General features: G+C 66.9%; 22 protein-coding genes. All 22 read left to right on the top strand.

All coding sequences use genetic code 11. The features are described 5' to 3' along the window. Nucleotides 1-1,066 (top strand): flagellin (locus AC5P67_RS19755; protein ID WP_495205357.1); only part of this gene is annotated, 1,066 nt, incomplete at its 5' end. 440 nt (nt 1,067-1,506) lie between these two features. Next, on the top strand, nt 1,507-2,925 hold the full coding sequence (gene fliD, locus AC5P67_RS19750; protein ID WP_043033573.1) for a flagellar filament capping protein FliD: 1,419 nt from the start codon (nt 1,507-1,509) through the stop codon (nt 2,923-2,925). Between the two features lie 128 nt (nt 2,926-3,053). Beyond that, nucleotides 3,054-3,470: a flagellar export chaperone FliS gene (gene fliS / locus AC5P67_RS19745; protein WP_005409561.1), complete on the top strand. Its 417-nt coding sequence runs from the start codon at nt 3,054-3,056 to the stop codon at nt 3,468-3,470. Next, on the top strand, nt 3,467-3,760 hold the full coding sequence (locus AC5P67_RS19740) for a hypothetical protein (RefSeq protein WP_005413263.1): 294 nt from the start codon (nt 3,467-3,469) through the stop codon (nt 3,758-3,760). The genes fliS and AC5P67_RS19740 overlap by 4 nt, the downstream gene beginning before the upstream one ends. Beyond that, nucleotides 3,757-4,335, top strand: a complete 579-nt coding sequence (locus AC5P67_RS19735; protein WP_005413262.1) for a PilZ domain-containing protein — start codon at nt 3,757-3,759, stop codon at nt 4,333-4,335. The genes AC5P67_RS19740 and AC5P67_RS19735 overlap by 4 nt, the downstream gene beginning before the upstream one ends. Before the next feature lie 92 nt (nt 4,336-4,427). Further along, on the top strand, nt 4,428-5,060 hold the full coding sequence (locus AC5P67_RS19730) for a response regulator (RefSeq protein ID WP_005413261.1): 633 nt from the start codon (nt 4,428-4,430) through the stop codon (nt 5,058-5,060). 438 nt (nt 5,061-5,498) lie between these two features. Then, nucleotides 5,499-6,908: an RNA polymerase factor sigma-54 gene (gene rpoN / locus AC5P67_RS19725; protein WP_005409557.1), complete on the top strand. Its 1,410-nt coding sequence runs from the start codon at nt 5,499-5,501 to the stop codon at nt 6,906-6,908. A 14-nt stretch (nt 6,909-6,922) separates the two neighbouring features. Further along, a complete protein-coding gene (locus AC5P67_RS19720) occupies nt 6,923-7,300 on the top strand; it encodes a response regulator (RefSeq protein ID WP_005409556.1) in 378 nt (125 codons plus the stop codon). Then, nucleotides 7,297-8,802, top strand: coding sequence for a sigma-54 dependent transcriptional regulator (locus AC5P67_RS19715; protein WP_033833133.1), 1,506 nt, complete (start codon nt 7,297-7,299; stop codon nt 8,800-8,802). Before AC5P67_RS19720 ends, AC5P67_RS19715 begins: the two co-directional genes overlap by 4 nt. Before the next feature lie 140 nt (nt 8,803-8,942). After that, nucleotides 8,943-9,422 carry a hypothetical protein gene (locus tag AC5P67_RS19710; protein WP_062606971.1) on the top strand — a complete coding sequence of 160 codons (480 nt, stop codon included), beginning with the start codon at nt 8,943-8,945 and terminating at the stop codon, nt 9,420-9,422. 130 nt (nt 9,423-9,552) lie between these two features. After that, entirely contained in the window at nt 9,553-9,969 is a 417-nt protein-coding gene (locus tag AC5P67_RS19705; protein WP_062606968.1) for a hypothetical protein, read from the top strand. A 476-nt stretch (nt 9,970-10,445) separates the two neighbouring features. Then, a complete protein-coding gene (fliE, locus tag AC5P67_RS19700; protein ID WP_005409552.1) occupies nt 10,446-10,811 on the top strand; it encodes a flagellar hook-basal body complex protein FliE in 366 nt (121 codons plus the stop codon). 13 nt (nt 10,812-10,824) lie between these two features. Next, nucleotides 10,825-12,471, top strand: coding sequence for a flagellar basal-body MS-ring/collar protein FliF (gene fliF, locus AC5P67_RS19695; protein ID WP_005409551.1), 1,647 nt, complete (start codon nt 10,825-10,827; stop codon nt 12,469-12,471). 7 nt (nt 12,472-12,478) lie between these two features. Next, the gene (fliG, locus tag AC5P67_RS19690) at nt 12,479-13,465 is read left to right on the top strand and encodes a flagellar motor switch protein FliG (protein WP_024958226.1); all 987 of its coding nucleotides are present in this window, start codon (nt 12,479-12,481) and stop codon (nt 13,463-13,465) included. Then, complete coding sequence (locus AC5P67_RS19685) at nt 13,462-14,103, top strand: FliH/SctL family protein (protein WP_005409549.1); 642 nt, start codon at nt 13,462-13,464, stop codon at nt 14,101-14,103. The genes fliG and AC5P67_RS19685 overlap by 4 nt, the downstream gene beginning before the upstream one ends. Next, nucleotides 14,100-15,485, top strand: coding sequence for a FliI/YscN family ATPase (locus AC5P67_RS19680; protein WP_180856177.1), 1,386 nt, complete (start codon nt 14,100-14,102; stop codon nt 15,483-15,485). Before AC5P67_RS19685 ends, AC5P67_RS19680 begins: the two co-directional genes overlap by 4 nt. A gap of 3 nt (nt 15,486-15,488) precedes the next feature. Then, nucleotides 15,489-15,956 carry a flagellar export protein FliJ gene (fliJ, locus tag AC5P67_RS19675; RefSeq protein ID WP_005413256.1) on the top strand — a complete coding sequence of 156 codons (468 nt, stop codon included), beginning with the start codon at nt 15,489-15,491 and terminating at the stop codon, nt 15,954-15,956. Next, nucleotides 15,956-17,113 carry a flagellar hook-length control protein FliK gene (locus AC5P67_RS19670; protein WP_495215131.1) on the top strand — a complete coding sequence of 386 codons (1,158 nt, stop codon included), beginning with the start codon at nt 15,956-15,958 and terminating at the stop codon, nt 17,111-17,113. Before fliJ ends, AC5P67_RS19670 begins: the two co-directional genes overlap by 1 nt. A 222-nt stretch (nt 17,114-17,335) precedes the next feature. Further along, nucleotides 17,336-17,851, top strand: a complete 516-nt coding sequence (locus tag AC5P67_RS19665; protein ID WP_495215130.1) for a flagellar basal body-associated FliL family protein — start codon at nt 17,336-17,338, stop codon at nt 17,849-17,851. 10 nt (nt 17,852-17,861) lie between these two features. Beyond that, a complete protein-coding gene (fliM, locus tag AC5P67_RS19660; protein WP_005409544.1) occupies nt 17,862-18,866 on the top strand; it encodes a flagellar motor switch protein FliM in 1,005 nt (334 codons plus the stop codon). Beyond that, nucleotides 18,863-19,198: a flagellar motor switch protein FliN gene (fliN, locus tag AC5P67_RS19655; RefSeq protein ID WP_005409543.1), complete on the top strand. Its 336-nt coding sequence runs from the start codon at nt 18,863-18,865 to the stop codon at nt 19,196-19,198. The genes fliM and fliN overlap by 4 nt, the downstream gene beginning before the upstream one ends. Next, on the top strand, nt 19,195-19,614 hold the full coding sequence (fliO, locus tag AC5P67_RS19650; RefSeq protein WP_005409542.1) for a flagellar biosynthetic protein FliO: 420 nt from the start codon (nt 19,195-19,197) through the stop codon (nt 19,612-19,614). The genes fliN and fliO overlap by 4 nt, the downstream gene beginning before the upstream one ends.

Below are 19,614 nucleotides of genomic sequence, written 5' to 3'. Positions count from 1 at the left end.
GCGCTTCGGCACGCAGATCCGCGGTACCGACGTCGCCATCCGCAATGCCAACGACGGCATCTCGCTGGCCCAGGTCGCCGAAGGTTCGCTGACCGAAATCGGCAACAACCTGCAGCGCGTCCGCGAGCTGTCGGTGCAGGCGTCCAACGCCACCAACTCGGCCAGCGACCGCAAGGCCCTGCAGGCCGAAGTGACCCAGCTGGTCAGCGAAATCGACCGCGTCGCCAAGCAGTCGGACTTCAACGGCACCAAGCTGCTGGACGGCTCGTTCTCCAGCCAGCTGTTCCAGGTCGGCGCCAATGCCGGCCAGGCCATTGCCATCGACAAGACCATCGATGCCAAGGCCAATGCCCTGGGTGGTGCGATGTTCGATTCGGTCAGCTTCACCATCGCCGCTCCGGCAGACGGCGCAACCGGCGTGAAGGTCAGCGGCATGACCATCACCAACGGTGCAGGTTCGGCAATCAGCATCGCCGACATCGACGTGGCCGCCCAGGGCGGTGCCGATGGCACCAAGACCCAGGACGCCGCCACCAAGGCCATGGTCGCTGCGATCAATGCCAAGATCGGTGAGACCGGCGTCCTGGCCGAGGTCGACGCTGCCGGTGGTGGCAAGATCAACCTGAGCTCGGTCAAGGACAGCGTCGACAAGAATGGCGCCTTCCTCGGTATCGCCGTGGAAACCGGCACCTGGACCGGCATCGCCACCGGCCCGGGCGACATCACCGCCAGCACCACCGCAGTGGCCAAGAGCTTCGCCGACAAGATCGACGTGTCCACCGTGAAGGGCGCGCAGCAGGCGATGGAAGTGGTCGACAAGGCCCTGGGCGCGATCAACAGCACCCGCGCTGACCTCGGCGCCGTGCAGAACCGCTTCACCTCGGTGGTGGCCAACCTGCAGACCTCGTCGGAAAACCTGTCGGCTTCGCGCAGCCGCATCAAGGACACCGACTTCGCCAAGGAAACCGCAGAGCTGACCCGCACCCAGATCCTGCAGCAGGCCGGTACGGCCATGCTGGCCCAGGCCAACCAGGTGCCGCAGGGCGTGCTCAGCCTGCTGCGCTGATCCACGGCAAGAAGGCGCCGCTACCGTCGGGTCGAACCGACGGTAGCGGCAACCGGGAAGCCACGATGCACGAAGGCGCGGGCCATGCCCGGCCCGGGATCACTCCCGAACCGGCTTGGCATCGCCCGCTCCTGCGGACCTCTCTTTCAGCGCTGTACCTTTGACTGTACGTACCGGGCGGCTTCGTCTCCCCCCGATTGTCAGTAGCCTGATCCCTCCCCTGCATTGGGGGAGGGCTTTTTGCAGACTCCCGGCAGCCCGCGGTGAACCTACCCGCACCCTGCCCCAGCCTTCCTGCAACCCGCGTGCCAGAACCTGCGCCAGACCATTGGCACGGCACGTGCATCAACGAAGTCCTCAAGACCCAGCGGCGCAGGCCGCTATTTTCGTTGACGACGGGCCACCGCACGACGGCCAGGCCCGGATACCAGGAGAATCACATGGCAAGCTTTGGATACGGTGGCATTGGCTCGGGGCTCAACATCTCGGACATCGTCAACCAGCTGGTCGCAGCCGACCGCAAGCCCGCCGACAACGCGCTGAACCTGCAGCAGTCCAAGGCCAAGATGCAGCTGTCGTCGATCGGCACTGTCACTTCGGCCTTCGACAAGCTGAAGACCGCACTGACCGCACTGAAGGCCACCACGGCCTTCGATACCCGCACGGTGACCGCCACCGGCAAGGCACAGCCCGCCAACACCGACGACGTGCTGACGGCCTCGGTGGCACTGTACGACCTGGGCACGACCAAGGCAGCGGCCTCCAATGGCACGCATCAGGTGGAGGTGAAATCCCTTGCCACCGCGCACAAGCTGATTGCCAATACCTCGGTGGGGAAGACCGACACCTTCGGCGCCGGAACCTTGACGCTGACCGTTGGCGTTGGCGACAAGGCAAAGACGATGAAGGTCGAGGTGGAAGCCGGCGATACGCTGACCACCGTGCGCAACAAGATCGACGCCGCAGGCCGCAAGGAAGGCGTGCAGGCGACCCTGATCGCCTCGGGCGACAACCAGTACCTGTCGATCGCCCAGGAAAAGACCGGCGCCGCCAATGCCATCAAGCTCGAATACGGCGGCAGCGACCCGAAACTGACCGCACTGGTGGGCAGCCTCCAGGAAAACACCGCGGCAGCCGATGCCGAGCTGACCATCGATGGCGTCACGGTGGTCAGCGCCAGCAACACCGTGGCCGACGCCGTGCCGGGGTTGACCCTGAACCTCAAGGTCAAAGGCAAGAGCACCGTCGTGATCAGCACCGATACCACTGCAGCCACCAAGGTGATGCAGGAGTTCGTGACCGCCTACAACGCAGCCATCGCGGCGATCAACACCGAGACCAAGTACGACGCCAAGACCAAGGAAGCCGCCACGCTGACCGGCGACGCGCAGATGCGCGGTGCCTCCAGCCAGTTGCGCTCGGTGATGTCGGGTGTGTTGAAGGAACTGTCCGCCGATGGCCTGGACCCGAAGACACTGGGGCTCCAGACGCGCGGCTATCCCAACGCCGACGGCAGCCTGGTGCTGGACGCCACCAAGTTTGCCGCCGCGCTGGCCAGCCAGCCCGAGAAGATCCGCTCGGCAATCACCGGCGACACCGGCGGTGCCGGCACGCTCTACACCATGGTCGACGGCTACGTCAGTACCACGGTCGGCAAGGAAGGTGCCTTCGTCGCCCGCACCAAGGGCCTCAACACCACGCTGGACAACATCGACAAGCGCCGCAAGGACCTCGACACGCGCATGAAGAACGTGGAGGAGCGCTACAAGAAGCAGTTCATCGCGCTGGACAGCCTGATGGGCAAGCTGCAGCAGAGCAATACGTCGCTGCAGCAGCAGCTGGCACAGCTGAACCGCTAAAGGACTGCGTGCAACGCTCAAGTTTGGCGTGTAACGCACCGATAACGGACGCAACAGCAATCAACGCCGCACCGCCGGCAGCGGTCCCCACGACCGTCCGGCGGCACCCCGCGCAAGGAGAATCACGAATGTACGGTTCCAGCCGTCAATATGCCGAGCAGTACCGCCAGGTGGGAGTGACCAGTGCGGTCGCCGATGCCGATCCGCACAAGCTGGTGGCGATGCTGCTGGCCGGCGCGCTGGAGCGCGTGCGGCGCGCCCTGGCCAGCCTCGAGCGTGGCGACCAGGCCGGCAAGGGCAAGGCGATCGGCGAGGTCTGCGCGATCGTCGGCCACCTCAATGGCTCGCTGGATCATGAGGCTGGCGGTGAAATCGCCGGGAACCTGTCGGCACTCTACGACTACGTGCTGCAGCGCCTGACCGAGGCCAACCTGCACAACGACCGTGCCGCCCTCGATGAATCCCTGCAGTTGCTGGGCGAGATCGACAGCGCCTGGAATGCAATCCCGCAGGAACAGCGCCGCCCGGCCGCGGTGGCGCCATGAGCCTGCACGAACTGCACGCCCAGCTGGACGCCTTCGAAAAGGCCTTGGGCGAAGACGCCCTCGACCAGGCCGACAGCCTGCTCGACGGTCACGACAGCACGCTGCATGCCCTGCTCAGCCAGCCGCTGACCTCGGACGACCACGCACCGCTCAGTGCGCTGTTCGAGCGCCAGCAGAACCTGCTGGGCCTGCTGCGCCAGCGTCGCGATGCGGTGGCAGCACTGATGAATGACGGCCAGCGCTCTCTTCGCGCGGCCCATGCCTACCTGCAGGCAGAATCGCTGGCATGACCCAACTGCCGACAACGTCGCTGCACCATCCCGCCGAAAGCGAGCTGTTCGACGAAACGCTCAGCTGCGAGCTGGCACTGCCCGCCGAATTCCAGGCAGGCAGTGGCACCGGCCGTACCGGCAGTGCCGAGGGCCTGCTGCGCAGCCTGGCGCTGGTTGAAGACAGCCGCGTTGACGAGCATGACGACCGCAATGAAGCCAGCCTGCAATTGCAGCGGCTGGAGGCGAAGCTGGATCTGGCGATGGTGCTGCTTGGCCGCCTGGTCCGCCAGCAGGGCCAGGAACTGACCCTGCGCCCGGTGCGCTGGTCGCGCCGTGGCATCCGCCTGCAACTGGGCCCGCGCAGTGGCGCCAGCCCCGGCCAGGCGGGCCTGGTCCGTCTGCAGCCCAGTGATTGGCTGCCCGACCATATCGACCTGCCGGTGGAAGTGATTGCCGAAGCGGCCGATGGCGGCGGCGGCCACTATCTGTGGCTGCGCTTCCAGCGCCTTGGCGATGGCCTGGAAATGGCCATGGAGCGCCACCTGTTCCGCCTGCACCGGCGCCAGGTGGCCGAGGCACGCCGGGCGCGCTGAAACCTGCCACCATCACGCTTGGCGGGCAAGCCTTGGCGCGCCCGTTCAGCTAAGTTAAGGTGGACTCCCCTACACGGACCTGCTGCGTGCCTGTGCGAGTTCTCATCGTCGACGATCACACCCTGGTCCGCGCCGGCCTGGCGCGGCTGCTGCAGGGGTTTGCCGACGTGCAGCTGGTTGCAGAGGCCAGCAACGCCGAACAGGCGCTGCAGCTGGCCCTGCAGCACGCCCCGGACGTGGTCCTGATGGACCTGTCATTGCCTGGCCGTACGGGTCTGGAAGCGCTCAGCGATATCCGGCTGCGCGCGCCCGGTACCCGGGTGGTGATGATGACCATGCACGACGATGCCGCTCACGTGCGCGATGCCCTGGATCGGGGCGCGGTCGGGTTCGTGGTCAAGGATGCAGCACCGCAGGAGTTGGAACTGGCGCTGCGCGCCGCACACGCCGGCCAGGTGTTCCTGAGCCCGCAGATCTCCGCCAAGATGCTGGCACCGATGCTGGGCCGCGAGAAGCCCACCGGCATCGCCGCGCTGTCGCCGCGCCAGCGCGAGATCCTGCGCCGCATCGGCAAGGGTGAGAGCAACAAGGAAATCGCCGCCGACCTCGGCATCAGCGTCAAGACAGTGGAAACCCACCGCGCACGCATGATGGAGTCACTGGGCTGCCGTCGCGCCAACGATCTGCTGCTGCTGGCCGCGCGCCATCAGCACGAGCTGGAGTAAGCGCCAGCCTCGGCGTGACGAAGCGATGGCTGGGTAGAGTTGGCTGTTGGTAGAGTCGACTGTCAGTCGACTTGCGCGCGGAGCGCGGAACTTTTCCTTGGTCTGATCGGAGAGCAGTCGACTGACAGTCGACTCTACCGGTGATCGTCTCTATCGACAGCCGACGCAGCCAACCCGCACCCGGCGTCGAATTCCCGTCATCCCGACACTCCCCGACAGGAATCCGTACACGGTGCAGCCCGATCAATCCCGGCCTTGCACCGGAAATCAGCAACTTAGCAGCGATCATCGTCAACATTCCGCACCACTGTAGGGAATACCCCTACACGCCGTAAGGAAATTCACGAAGCTCCTCAGGAACCCCCCGATTCCGCCACCGCCGGATCAAAAGCAAGATGCGTTCCACAAGGCGCCGGGGAGCGGCGCCGGGGAACCACGATGAAGGCTGCACTCTCGACCCAGCTGGGCCAACAACTTCACCTCACCCCGCAGCTGCTGCAGTCGATCCGGCTGCTGCAGCTTGATGGCCTGCACCTGGAACAGGAAATCCAGCGCCTGCTGGACTCCAATCCCCTGCTGGAAATCGAAGAGCCCGAAGCACCGGCCGCCGACGCCACCGACGTTGCCACCGCGACGCTGGAAACCGCCGCGTTCGACGAGCTGCCGGAGTCGTCGATGTGGGACGTGGCCGGCGCCAGCTGGCAGGACGGCGACGACGACCGCATGGCGCGCATCGCCGCCGGCGAATCCACCGACCCGCAGCTGCGCGTGCTGCAGCGCCTGTCGCTGGACATGGATGATCGCCAGCTGGCAGTGGCCGCATTCTGGCTGGACCACTGCGACGAGGCTGGCTACCTGCAGGCGCCACTGGGCCAGCTGCAGCTGCTGGCCAGCGCCCAGTTCGACATCGACGCCGACGGCGTCGAAGCCATCCGCCAGCAGCTGCTGCACGGTGACCCGGCCGGCATGGCCGCCCAGGACCTGCGCGAGGGCCTGCAGGCGCAGCTGCGCAGCCTGCACGGCGCGGTGCCTGCCCGCCACCTGGCCACGCGCATCCTGGACGGCGCGCTCGATGCGCTGGCCGCACATGATTACCCCGCCCTCGCCCGCCAGCACGACGCCGAGATCGACGATGTGCGCGAAGCGGTACGCCTGATCCTGTCGCTGCAGCCACGCCCAGGCGACAGCCTGCTGCCGGAACGCAATGCCGTTGTGGTTCCGGATGTGGTCGCCTGGCACGCCGATGGCCAGTGGAAAGTGGCATTGAACCCGGCCACCAGTCGCCGCGTCTCCATCAACAGCCAGTACGAACAGGCGCTGGCAGAGACCAGTGAGGCCGCCCCGGCACTGCGCGAGATGCTGCAGGAAGCGCGCTGGTTCAGCCGCGGCCTGTCGATGCGCTACGACACCCTGCTGCGCACCGCGCGGGTGATCGTCGAGCGCCAGGCCGCGTTCCTGGTGCGTGGCGAGGAAGCCATGGCACCGCTGACCCTGAAGGAAGTGGCCGAGGAAATCGGCATGCACGAGTCCACCGTCTCGCGCATCACCACCGGCAAGTTCCTGCAGACCCCGCGCGGCACCTTCGAACTGAAGCACTTCTTCGCCGTCCGACTGGAAGGCGCCAGCGTCTCCGGGCAGGCGGTCAAGGCCATGGTCCGCCGCCTGATCGACGCCGAACCGGCCGGTCGGCCACTGGCCGATGAGGCGATCGCCGGCCTGTTGTCACGCCAGGGGGTGAACATTGCCCGCCGAACCGTCGCAAAATACCGGGAACAACTGGACATCGCCCCGGCCCGTGAACGGCGCCGGCTCGGCGCCAGGCAACCACAGCTGGCCCGGGTGGGCTGAAAAGGATGTTGCACATGAACAAGCTTACCGTCCTGCTGGTCGATGACCACGAGGGCTTCATCAACGCGGCAATGCGCCACTTCCGCAAGATCGACTGGCTGCAGATCGTCGGCAGCGCCGGCAACGGCCTGGAAGCGATCGAGCGTTCGGAAACGTTGCGCCCGCAGGTCGTATTGATGGATCTGGCAATGCCTGAGATGGGCGGCCTGCAGGCCACCCGCCTGATCAAGTCGCAGGACGACGCACCGTACATCGTGATCGCCAGCCACTTCGACGACGCCGAGCACCGCGAGCACGCGCTGCGTGCCGGTGCCGACAATTTCGTCAGCAAGCTGTCCTACATCCAGGAAGTCATGCCGATCCTGGAAGGCCTCAGGGAGGAACAGTCGTGAGCGAATCGCGCATCCTTGTGCTGGACAACGACGCCGTGCGTGCAGAGCGCACCGTTGCCCTGCTGGAGTTCATGGACTTCAACCCGCGCTGGGTCTCCGACGCGGCCGACTTCGATCTGGGCCGGCAGCGCCAGAACGATTGGATGGCAGTGATCGTCGGCAGCCTAGACGACAACGCCGCCAGCACCGCACTCTACAACTGGCTGGGCGGCAGCAGCCTGCCACCGCCGGTACTGCTGGCCGACGGTGATGCCGCAGCCTTCGCGCAGCAGCACGGCCTGCACGAAGCCAACATCTGGCCGCTGGAGACGCCGCTGCGCCACGCGCAGATGGAAGCCCTGCTGCGCCGCGCCAGCCTCAAGCGCCTGGATGCCGAGCACCAGGCCGGTGCGGCGCAGGAGCAGGGACCGACCGGCAACGGCCCGGCGGTCACCGCGCTGCGCACCATGATCGAGCAGGTCGCCGCGTTCGACACCACCGTGCTGGTGCTGGGCGAATCCGGCACCGGCAAGGAAGTGGTGTCGCGCGCCATCCACCAGCGCTCGCCGCGCCGTGATGGCCCGTTCGTGGCGATCAACTGCGGCGCCATTCCGGCCGACCTGCTGGAAAGCGAACTGTTCGGTCACGAAAAGGGTGCCTTCACCGGCGCATTGACCGCGCGCAAGGGCCGCTTCGAGATGGCCGAAGGCGGCACCCTGCTGCTGGACGAAATTGGCGACATGAGCCTGCCGATGCAGGTGAAGCTGCTGCGCGTGCTGCAGGAACGCAGCTTCGAGCGCGTCGGTGGCAACCAGACCATCCGCTGCAACGTACGTGTCGTGGCCGCGACCCACCGTGATCTGGAAACCCGCATCGCCGAAGGCAAGTTCCGTGAGGATCTGTTCTACCGCCTCAACGTGTTCCCGATTGAAGTACCCGCGCTGCGCGAGCGTCGCGAGGACCTGCCGGCACTGGTGGAAACCATCGCCGCACAGCTGGCGCGAACCGGCCGTGGCGAAGTGCGCTTCACCCCGGAAGCCCTGCAGGCACTGGCCGGCTACGAGTGGCCGGGCAACGTGCGCGAGCTGACCAACCTGGTCGAGCGCCTGGCCGTGCTGCATCCGGGTGGATCGGTGCGCGTACAGGACCTGCCGGCCCGCTACCGTGGCGATGCCGCGCTGGCCGCGGTCGCTACGCCGGCGCCGGCACAGCCCGCCACCAGCGAAGAGCGACTGGACCTGCGCAGCTTCTCGTTCCACACGCCCGGCAGCGGCAACCAGCCGGCGCTGGAGCACGGCATCGCCGTCAATCGCCCGGCGGCACCGGCCGCCCTGCCCGACGAAGGCATGGACCTGCGCAACCACATGGCCAACATCGAACTGGGCCTGATCAACGAAGCACTGGAACGCACCCAGGGCGTGGTCGCCCACGCCGCCCAGCTGCTCGGCCTGCGCCGCACCACCCTGGTGGAAAAGCTGCGCAAGTACGGCATCGAACGCGAGCAGGCCGAACTGGCCGGCTGAAGCGCGCTACCAGCATGAAGGGGGCACGAACGCCTGGGCTTGCCCGGGCGTTGGTGTTTGTGGGATTTGCAACTATTCCCAATGCGCTTCGCTCCGGGACGCAATAGCCTCAAGGGTTGCGATTGCCACCGAGGAATGTCATGAGCGAGACCTTTGAAGGCTCCATGCAGGAAATACTGGAATCAATGCTGAGCGTTTGCCTGGAGTACGGAGAGAATCGCGTGGATGGTGTGTACCTGTACGGCGCAGCGGAAGCTGGTACTTCCTCTGCAGACGTCTTCTATGAAATAGGTAGTGGCATCTACAGGATTCACGAGTTGAACGACTCTCCCCTCACCCGGGATGGGCAGCAGTTTGATGTATCAGATGACCGTGGGTTCGCCTTGCTGAACCATCTTCTGGACGACTTTGACCGCTTGATTGAGCTTCATGAAGGTCACAATCGGGAGCCTCCTACCCAGCTAAAGGCGCACTTCGACGCCGTTACTGGAAAGCTAAGCCTCAAGTTCAGCCATGACCTTCATTTCACTAATACCGAGGATCTCCTACCGAGTGACTTTTTCGAAGCGTGGCTCCAGGAAGTGAAGGAGCGCACCTCAAACGCCAATGTCGACGGTTAGCCGGGAGCGCAATTCCGGAACGAAGATGAGGCCACCGTGGTCAGCTGACCCCGTTTCATTTGCACGTTTTCCTAGAGACAACGCAGCCACAGTGCGGTGCATTGCAGGGACACCCCAAGGAGCTCCCACCATGCACCGCACCACCCTGCTCGCCGCCCTGCTCTTCCCGGTCCTGGCCACTGCCGCCAACTGCTCCCTGCCGACCACTCTGGACCAACGCCAGTTCACCAACCTCAGCGACCCGCTGTACGCACCGGACAACCCCAACGCCGGGCGCATGGTGCAGGTCAGCTTTGACAACAACCAGTACGTGTTGGACATCCTCGGCACCGACCTCCGCATCGGCGGTAGCTACCGCTATCAACGCCTGGCCCCGCATATCGCGGAAATCCAGATGACCGAGGCCTACCCGGCCGGTCCCGCCCACTACACCCTGCTGCTGACCTGCCAGAGCGACCACCAGGGCCGCTTCATCTACACCCAGCACGACGGACCCATTGCCCCGCTCCAGCGCCAGAATTCCGGCCGCTGGACCCTGCAGCCGTAGGCCAGAAAACCGACGCCGGTTAAATGGCGCCACGACCGGAGTCAGAGCCCGTTGCGTTGCAACGGGATCCGACCCCGTGCCGACCAACGGTCGGCACCCACCATCATCAGAAGCACCATCAGAAGCACCATCAGACGCAGGTTCCAACAGATCGCGGCCACCTGTCGAAGGCGGGGTGGGTCCGGTTGCGGGGGCGTGAGCGCCATGGATGGCGCGACCGAGCCTCCATGGACGGATTTACGGCGTCCCCCGTAACCGGACCCAGCCCGCCAACCATCAGTAGCCCCGCTTTTGCTGTTGCTTCGGCCGTTGCCGCTGAGGTTGCCGGCCAGCGGCCGGCACTACCGCGGGGAGCGGGGTGCAACCCCGCACGCACATCCAACCTCCTCACTTCACTGAATCGAAAACCGGTTTCGGCACGGCACTTGCACTGGCTACAGCAGACAACCCCATCCCTGTTTCTGGAACCGTTGCAGATGTCCCACTCCGTCACTTCGATCCTTTCGCAGATCCGCTCCTATCAGACCCAGATGGGACAGCCGGCGCTCAACCCGCTGGGCGAAACGCCTCGCAGCAACGCCCTGCCGGGCACGGTGCTGGACGCACCGCAGGCCCAGCCGGCCAGCTTCACCGAAACCCTGCGTGGTGCGATTGCCGGCGTCAACGATGCGCAACAGAAATCCGGCGCCCTCGCCAAGGCCTTCGAAATGGGCGACCCCAGCGCCGACCTCGCCAAGGTGATGGTCGCCTCGCAGCAGTCCCAGATCGCCTTCCGCGCCACCGTGGAAGTCCGCAACCGTCTCGTCCAGGCTTACCAGGACGTGATGAACATGCCGCTGTAAGGAATAGAGACGCATGGCACTGACGCTCTCCAAGGACAGCCTGAACGCCGAAAAGGCCGGGCAATGGTTCGACCGCCTGCAGAGCCTGCAGATCACCCGTCGGCTGGGCCTGATGGCAATGATCGCGGTGGCGGTGGCGGCAGGCCTGTCCGTGTTCTTCTGGTCGCAGAAGCCGGGCATGGTCCCGCTGTACACCGGCCTGGACCAGAAGGCCACCGCTGAAGCGACCGACCTGCTGCGCGCCGCGCAGATTCCGTTCGCGCTCGACCCGGCCACCGGTGGCATCACCGTGCCGGAAAAGAACCTGCACGACGCCCGCCTGAAGCTGGCCGGTTCCGGCCTGACCGACAGTGGCAAGCTCGGCTTCGAGCTGATGGAACGCGACCCGGGCTTCGGCGTCAGCCAGTTCGTCGAAAGCGCGCGCTACCAGCACGCGCTGGAAACCGAACTGTCGCGCACCATCAACACGCTGCGCCCGGTGCGCGATTCGCGCGTGCACCTGGCCATTCCCAAGCCCAGCGCCTTCACCCGCCAGCGCGACGTAGCCAGTGCCTCGGTCACCCTGGAACTGCGTGGTGGCCAGCAGCTGGAACGCAGCCAGGTGGATGCCATCGTGCACATGGTTGCGGCCAGCATCCCGGATCTCGCGCCGGAGCGGGTGACCGTGGTCGACCAGAGTGGGCGCATGCTCAGCATCACCGACCCGAACAGCGAAGCGGCGGTCAACGCTGCCCAGTTCGAGCAGGTGCGCCGCCAGGAAACCTCGTTCAACCAGCGCATCCGCGAGCTGCTGGAACCGATGACCGGCCCTGGCCGCGTCAACCCGGAAGTGAGCGTGGACATGGATTTCTCGGTGACCGAGGAGGCCCGCGAGCTCTACAACGGTGAGCCGCAGAAGCTGCGCAGCGAGCAGATGAGCGAGAACACCACCAGCACCCCTGGCCCGCAGGGTGTGCCGGGTGCCACCAGCAACAGCCCGCCGGGCCAGCAGGCTGCACCGGCCACCGCGCAGACCCCGACCGAAAGCAGCAAGAACGCCACCCGCAACTACGAGCTGGACCGCACCCTGCAGCACACCCGCCAGCCGGCAGGCCGCATCAAGCGCGTCTCGGTGGCGGTGCTGGTGGACAACGTGCCGCGCGCCGGCGCCAACGGCAAGATGAGCCCGCAGCCGCTGTCGGCCGCCGAACTGACCCGCGTCGAAGCGCTGGTCAAGCAGGCCGTCGGCTTCAACGCCGAGCGTGGCGATACCGTGTCGGTGATGAATGCCCCGTTCGTGCGGGATACCACGCCGGTCGAAGGGCCGGCCTGGTGGGAACTGCCGTGGGTGCACGATGCCGGCCGCATGCTGCTCGGCGCGGTGGTGGTGCTGGCGCTGCTGTTCGGTGTGCTGCGCCCGGCACTGCGTGCGATCACCGGCCAGAACAAGAAGAACGACGAACCGGCACTGGAACCGCATACCGCGGACGTACAGCTGGTCGATGACGATGGCATGCCGCTGCCGGCGCTGGGCGCCGACCGGACCAGCCTGGCCGGACCAGACGCACTGGCCCTGCCGGTGGATTCTTATGAGGAACGACTGCGGATGGCGCGTGAAGCCGTGAAGACCGACTCCAAGCGCGTGGCCCAGGTGGTCAAGGGCTGGGTGGCCAATGACTGAGGCACAACTGACCGGCGTACAGCGCGCGGCCGTGCTGCTGCTGTCCCTGGGTGAGCTGGATGCGGCCGAAGTGCTGCGCCACATGGAACCCAAGGAAGTGCAGAAGATCGGCATCGCCATGGCCACCATGACCGACATCACCCGCGAGCAGGTGGAACGGGTGATGGACCAGTTCGGCCAGGAGCTGGGCTCGAAGACCTCGCTGGGAGTGGGCTCGGACGACTACATCCGCAACATGCTGGTGCAGGCGCTGGGCAGCGAGAAGGCCGGCAACCTGATCGACCGCATCCTGCTCGGCCGCAACACCACCGGCCTGGACGCGCTGAAGTGGATGGACCCGCGTGCGGTGGCCGACCTGGTGCGCAACGAGCACCCGCAGATCATCGCCATCGTGATGGCGCACCTGGAAACCGACCAGGCCGCCGACGCGCTGAAACTGCTGCCGGACCGTACCCGCGTGGACGTGCTGCTGCGCATCGCCACCCTCGACGGCATTCCGCCTAACGCACTCAATGAACTCAACGAGATCATGGAGCGCCAGTTCGCCGGCAACCAGAACCTGAAATCGTCCAACATCGGCGGCGTGCAGTGCGCGGCCAACATCCTGAACTTCATGGACAGCGGCCAGGACCAGGCGATCCTGGGAGAAATCGCCCGCATCGATGCGCCGTTGAGCAACCGCATCCAGGACCTGATGTTCGTGTTCGACGATCTGGTCGACCTGGATGACCGCGAAATGCAGCTGGTGCTGCGCGAAGTGAGCGGCGAGCGCCTGGGCCTGGCCCTGCGCGGTGCCGACATCAAGGTGCGCGACAAGATCACCCGCAACATGTCGCAGCGCGCGGCCGAAATCCTGCTGGAAGACATGGAAGCTCGTGGCCCGGTGCGCCTGTCCGACGTGGAAGGCGCACAGCGCGAGATCCTGGCCATCGTCAAGCGCATGGCCGATGAAGGCACCGTCACCATCGGTGGCAGCGCGGAGGCCATGCTGTGAGCAACGTCGTGCGCTGGCTTGCCCCGGACCTGCTGGCCCAGCCCGAACCGGTGCTGGAGCAGGAGGACGCGTTCGAACTCACCGAGCCGGACCCGGAACACGAGCCGGAGCCGCCGCTGCAGCTGCCGACCCTGGAGGAAATCCAGGCCATCCAGGACAGCGCCGAGAAGGAAGGCTTCCAGCACGGCCATGCTGAAGGTTACGGCCAGGGCCAAGCCGAAGTGCGTCGCCTCGCCGCGCAGATCGAAGGCATCCTCGACAACTTCAGCCGACCGCTGGTGCGGCTGGAGAACGAAGTGGTCGGCGCACTGGGCGAACTGGCGGTACGCATCGCCGGTGCGCTGGTCGGCCGCGCCTACGAAGCTGACCCGGCACTGCTGGCACAGCTGGTCGGTGAGGCCATCGACGCGGTGGGTGGCAGCACCCGCGAGGTCGAAGTGCGACTGCACCCCGACGACATCGCCGCCCTCGCCCCGCTGTTGAGCCTGCCGCCACAACAGCGCCTGGTGCCAGACACCAGCCTCAGCCGCGGCGATCTTCGCGTGCACGCCGAAGCCGTGCGCATCGACGGCACCCTGGAAGCCCGCCTGCGCGGCGCGCTGGACGCGGTGATCCGCCAGACCGGAGCCAATGCATGAACCCCGATCCGCAGCCGACGCCGCCACCGGCCGACTGGGCCATGGCCCGCAACCTGCGCCTGGCCCGTCGCCTCGATGGACTGCGCGTGGATACCGCCCATGGCCGTGGCCTGATCCGCGAAGGCGTGCTGCGCCGCGCGGTCGGACTGACCCTGGAAGCCGTCGGCTGCGAGGCGCCGCTGGGGGCCAGCTGCAAGGTGGAAGTGGTCGACGGCGGCTGGGTCGATGCCGAAGTGGTCGGCTTCGCCGGCGAGCGCACTTACCTGATGCCCAGTGCCGAGCTGCATGGCCTGTTGCCCAACGCCCGCGTGGTGCCATCGGCGCGCCGCGGTGGCGTGGAAGTGGGCGAAGGCCTGCTTGGCCGCGTCATCGACAGCGATGGCGTGCCGCTGGACGGCAAGGGCCCGATCCGCGCCGAAGGCCATGTCGGCATGGCCGGCGTGTCGATCAATCCACTGGCGCGTGAACCGATCACCCAGCCGCTGGACGTGGGCGTGCGCGCGATCAACGCGCTGCTGCCGATCGGCCGCGGCCAGCGTGTCGGCCTGTTCGCCGGCTCCGGCGTCGGCAAGTCGACGCTGCTGGGCATGATGACCCGCTACACCGCCGCCGACGTGATCGTGGTCGGCCTGATCGGTGAACGTGGCCGCGAAGTGCGCGATTTCGTCGAGACCACGCTGGGCGAGGAAGGCCTGCGCCGCGCCGTGGTAGTGGCCAGTCCCGCCGACCGGCCGCCGCTGGCGCGCCTGCACGGTGCCTACCGCGCTACCGCCATCGCCGAATGGTTCCGCGACCAGGGACTGAACGTGCTGCTGCTGATGGACTCGCTGACCCGCTTTGCCCAGGCGCAGCGCGAGATCGGCCTGTCGGTGGGCGAGCCGCCGACCACCCGCGGCTACCCGCCGTCGGTGTTCGCCAAGCTGCCGGCACTGGTCGAACGCGCCGGCAATGGCGCCAAGGGCCGTGGCTCGATCACTGCGTTCTACACGGTGCTGACCGAGGGCGATGATCCGCAGGACCCGATCGCCGATGCGGCGCGCGCGATCCTCGACGGCCACATCCTGCTCTCGCGGCGCGTGGCCGACAGCGGCCTGTACCCGGCCATCGACGTCGAATCGTCGGTCAGCCGCGTGGTCACGGAAATCGCCGACGAGCCGTGGCGCCTGCGCATCCGCAAATTGAAGCGACTGGTCTCGGCCTACTCGGCCAACCGTGACCTGATCGCCATCGGTGCCTACCAGCGCGGCAATGACGCGGCCACCGACGAAGCCCTGGAACGCTGGCCGGAAATCGTGGAGTTCCTCGGCCAGGACGTTGCCAAGGCCGCAGATCTCCCGCACAGCCAGGCGGCGCTGCAGCGCCTGGTGGAACAAGAGAGTTAAGCCATGAACCAGTCCAAGCGCATTGATCCCCTGCTCAAGCGGGCCCAGGAACACGAGGACGCGGTTGCCCGCGACCTTGCCGAACGCCAGCGCGTGCTCGATACCCATCTATCGCGACTGGACGAACTGCGCCGCTACGCCGAGGAGTACGCCAACGCTCAGATGGCCGCCACCAGCCCGGCGCAGCTGCTGAACCGACGCGCTTTCCTCGACCGGTTGGACAGTGCCGTCGAACAGCAGCAGGCCACGGTCAATGGCAACCGCGAAAAGGTGGAAGCCGAGCGCGCCCGGCTGATCCTGGCCAGCCGTGACAAGGCCGTGCTGGAACAGCTTGCCGCCAGCTACCGCGCGCAGGAAAAAGTGGTGACCGACCGCCGCGACCAGCGCGAGATGGACGATATCGGTGCGCGCCGCGCGCGCCTGGTCCAGGCCGAAGACCAGGACGGCACCGAGCAGGGAGGTCGCTCGTGATGCCCTCCCCACTCGCCGGCAGTGCCAACCCTGCCACGCCGGCCACCAGCAACAGTGCGGCGCGCGCCCCGCGCAGCGAAGGCGGAAAGGACTTCAGCCAGCTGCTGCAGGACGGCGCGCCCTCTGCACCCGCCCCTGCCGGCAGCGCCACCACGCCGTCGCCATCCACGTCGAGCCAGCCGTCGACCACAGACAGCAGTGGCCAGGCACCAGGCGAACGCAGCGACGCCGAAGCGGTAACCGCTGAAGCGCCGCCGCCAGCGCCCGTTGCCGTGACCCCGGCTGCACCCGCTACCGATAAGGACAAGCCCGCCGCGACCGAAGACGCCCCTTGGCCGCCGCTCGGTCTGGCCGGCCTGGTGCTGGCGATGCCGACGCCCGTGGATCCGGCCGCTGCCCTGCCGACCACCGCTGCACCGTCGCAGGCCAGCGACGGCAGCGCACTGCCAGTTGCCCCTGCCGCGAACCCGGCACTGCCTGCAACCGCGCCAGCAGCGGCCACCGCAGCGACGGCCGACGGCAAACCGGCGGCGACCAGCGCGGACGATGCCAGCGCGCTGCCACTGCCGGAGATGATCCTGCCCGGCAAGCGCAGCGAGCGCGGCGAAGGCAGTGACGTGGCCGCCGTTGGCGACCGCACCAGTGCACCACTGCTGCATGCACCGGCGGGGGCCGCCGTACAGGACATGAAGGCGGCGCTCGCCACCGGCAACGCGATCTTCAATGGCGAACCCACACCGAAGCCGGTGCTGGGTGACGACGGCTTCGACCAGGCCATCGGCGCACGCCTGGGCTGGCTGGCCGACCAGAAAATCGGCCACGCCCATATCCGCCTGAGCCCGGACGACATGGGCCCGGTGGATGTTCGCCTGCAGTTGAACGGCGACAAGGTGCATGCCAGCTTCAGCAGCCCGCACGTGGATGTGCGGCAGGCGCTGGAAAGCAGCCTGCCGCGCCTGCGCGAGCTGCTGGGCGAACAGGGCTTCCAGCTGGCACACGCTGATGTTGGCCACCAGGCCCCGGGGGGCGACGGCAATGCGTCGGGAGCATCTGGCAACGGTGGGACCGCCGGTGACGGAGAACCGTCGCCCGGCGACACCAACGTGTCGTCCGCGCAGCTGATCCGCCAGCGCGGGTTGCTGGACGCCTACGCCTGACTGGCGTGCCAACCAAGGTTGGCACCCACCAGGGCGGGGCGGTTGGCGCCTATCAGGACACCGGGGCAATGGAGCCGCACCGGCCAGTATCGCGTTGGTGGGTGCGGAGCTTGCTCCGCACGGCCCCACCGCCCCCCGACGGAATTCCGTCGCACCCCTCTGCCCCGCCTTCGGCACACCCCTTGCATATCCCGGTGAAGCAACCCTCAGGAGCTTCACCCCGTGGCCGCAGCCGCTGACAAAACCAAGAAGACAGCCGAGAAGGACAAGGCCGCCAAGCCGCGTAGTCCGATCCTGATCACCGCGCTGGTGGCCGTACTGGCCGCCGCTGCCGCCGGTGGCGGCGTCTGGTTCTTCACCCAGTCCATGCACGAAGACAAGGCCGCGCAGGCCCCGAAGAAGACCGCGACCCCGGCACCGGCCCAGTATTTCGCGCTGGACCCGGCCTTCGTGGTCAACCTCAACGGCCCGGTCGATGGCCCGCGCTACCTGCAGCTGGAAGTGCAGCTGATGACCCGCGACCCGTCCGCGCTGGAAGCGATCAAGACCCATGCACCCGCCATCCGCGCACGCCTGCTGATGCTGTTCTCGCAGGTCAGCCCGGACCAGATCGCCGATGTCGCCGGCAAGCAGAAGCTGCAGGCTGCGTCGCTGGCCGAAGTGCAGAAAGTGCTCAAGGCCGAGACCGGCAGCAATGGTGCCGACGACCTGCTGTTCACCAGCTTCGTGACCCAGTAAGGGCCCACCGATGAATGATCTGTTGTCCCAGGACGAGATCGATGCCCTGCTCCACGGCGTGGACAGTGGCGCGGTCGAAACCGATCCGGAACCGCCGTCAGGCGAAGCGCGCTCGTACGACTTCGCCAGCCAGGACCGCATCATCCGCGGTCGCATGCCAACCCTGGAAATGGTCCACGAGCGTTTCGCGCGCCTGTGGCGGATCGGCCTGTTCAACCTGATCCGTCGCTCGGCCGAGCTGTCGGTGCGCGGCATCGAGCTGATCAAGTTCAACGACTACATGCACTCGCTGTATGTGCCGACCAACCTGAACCTGATCCGCTTCAAGCCGCTGCGCGGTACCGGCCTGATCGTGTTCGAGCCGACCCTGGTGTTCGCCATCGTCGACAACTTCTTCGGTGGCGACGGGCGCTACCCCACCCGCATCGAAGGCCGCGAGTTCACCGCCACCGAAATGCGGGTGATCCACCTGCTGCTGAAGCAGACCTTCGCCGACCTGCGCGAGGCCTGGGCACCGGTGATGGACGTCGACTTCGAGTACATCAACTCGGAGATCAACCCGCACTTCGCCAACATCGTGACGCCACGCGAATACGTCGTGGTGTGCCGCCTGCACGTCGAACTCGATGGCGGCGGTGGCGACATCCACGTCACCCTGCCGTATTCGATGCTGGAGCCGATCCGCGAGCTGCTCGACGCCGGCATCCAGAGCGACCGCAACGACCGCGACGAGAGCTGGGGCAAGACCCTGCGTGAACAGCTCAACATCGCCGAAGTCACCCTGTCCAGCGTACTGGCCAGCAAGCGCATGACCCTGCGTGACCTGACCCAGCTGAAGGTCGGCGACATCCTGCCGATCGAGCTGAGCCCGCAGGTGCCGGTGTGCGTGGAGAACATCCCGGTGTTCACCGGCGAGTTCGGCATCGCCAACGGCATGAACGCCGTGAAGATCACCGCTACCCATCCGCCGGGCACCCGCCCGCGCGTACCCGTCATCCAGGAAGACCCGCAATGAACGATATCGACGCCCTCGAACCCACTCCGGCCCAGTTCAGCAGCCTGCAGGCCGATGAGGCGAACGGCCCGGACCTGAACCTGGACGTGATCCTCGACGTACCGGTGACGCTGTCGCTGGAAGTCGGTCGCGCGCGCCTGCCGATCCGCAACCTGCTGCAGCTCAACCAGGGTTCGGTGGTGGAACTGGAACGTGGTGCCGGCGAGTCGCTGGATGTGTTCGTCAACGGCACCCTGATCGCCCATGGCGAAGTGGTGGTGATCAATGACCGCTTCGGCGTGCGCCTGACCGATGTGGTCAGCCCGAGCGAGCGGATCCGGAGACTGCGTTGAGCCTGCTGGCCTCCACCCTGCTGGCGGTCGGCAAGACCGCCGCTCCGGCCGGCCCGCAGATCGGCCAGCACGCAGCCGCCGCACCGAGCCTGTTCGGCGCGGTGCTGGCGCTGCTGGCAGTGCTGGCGCTGGTCATCGGCCTCGGCTGGCTGCTCAAGCGCCTGCCCGGCAGTGGTTTCCGCCCGGCCGAAGGCATGAAGGTGGTGGCCAGCCTGAGTGTCGGTGCCAAGGAGCGCGTGGTGGTGGTCGAGGTCAACGGCCAGCAGCTGCTGCTGGGCGTCACCGCCGGCGGCATCAACACCCTGCACACCCTGCCCGAACCGCTGCCGCCGCCCGCGCCCGTGCGCGTGCCGGACTTCAAGAATCTTCCGAATTTCGCCCAGCTGCTGCAGCAGCGGCTGCGCAAGGACCCCTGA

The sequence above is a fragment of the Stenotrophomonas sp. YJH_SMC_21 genome (assembly GCF_059369555.1).
The sequence above is the reverse complement of the archived record's forward strand: the minus strand, read 5'-3'. Positions and strand labels throughout refer to the sequence as shown.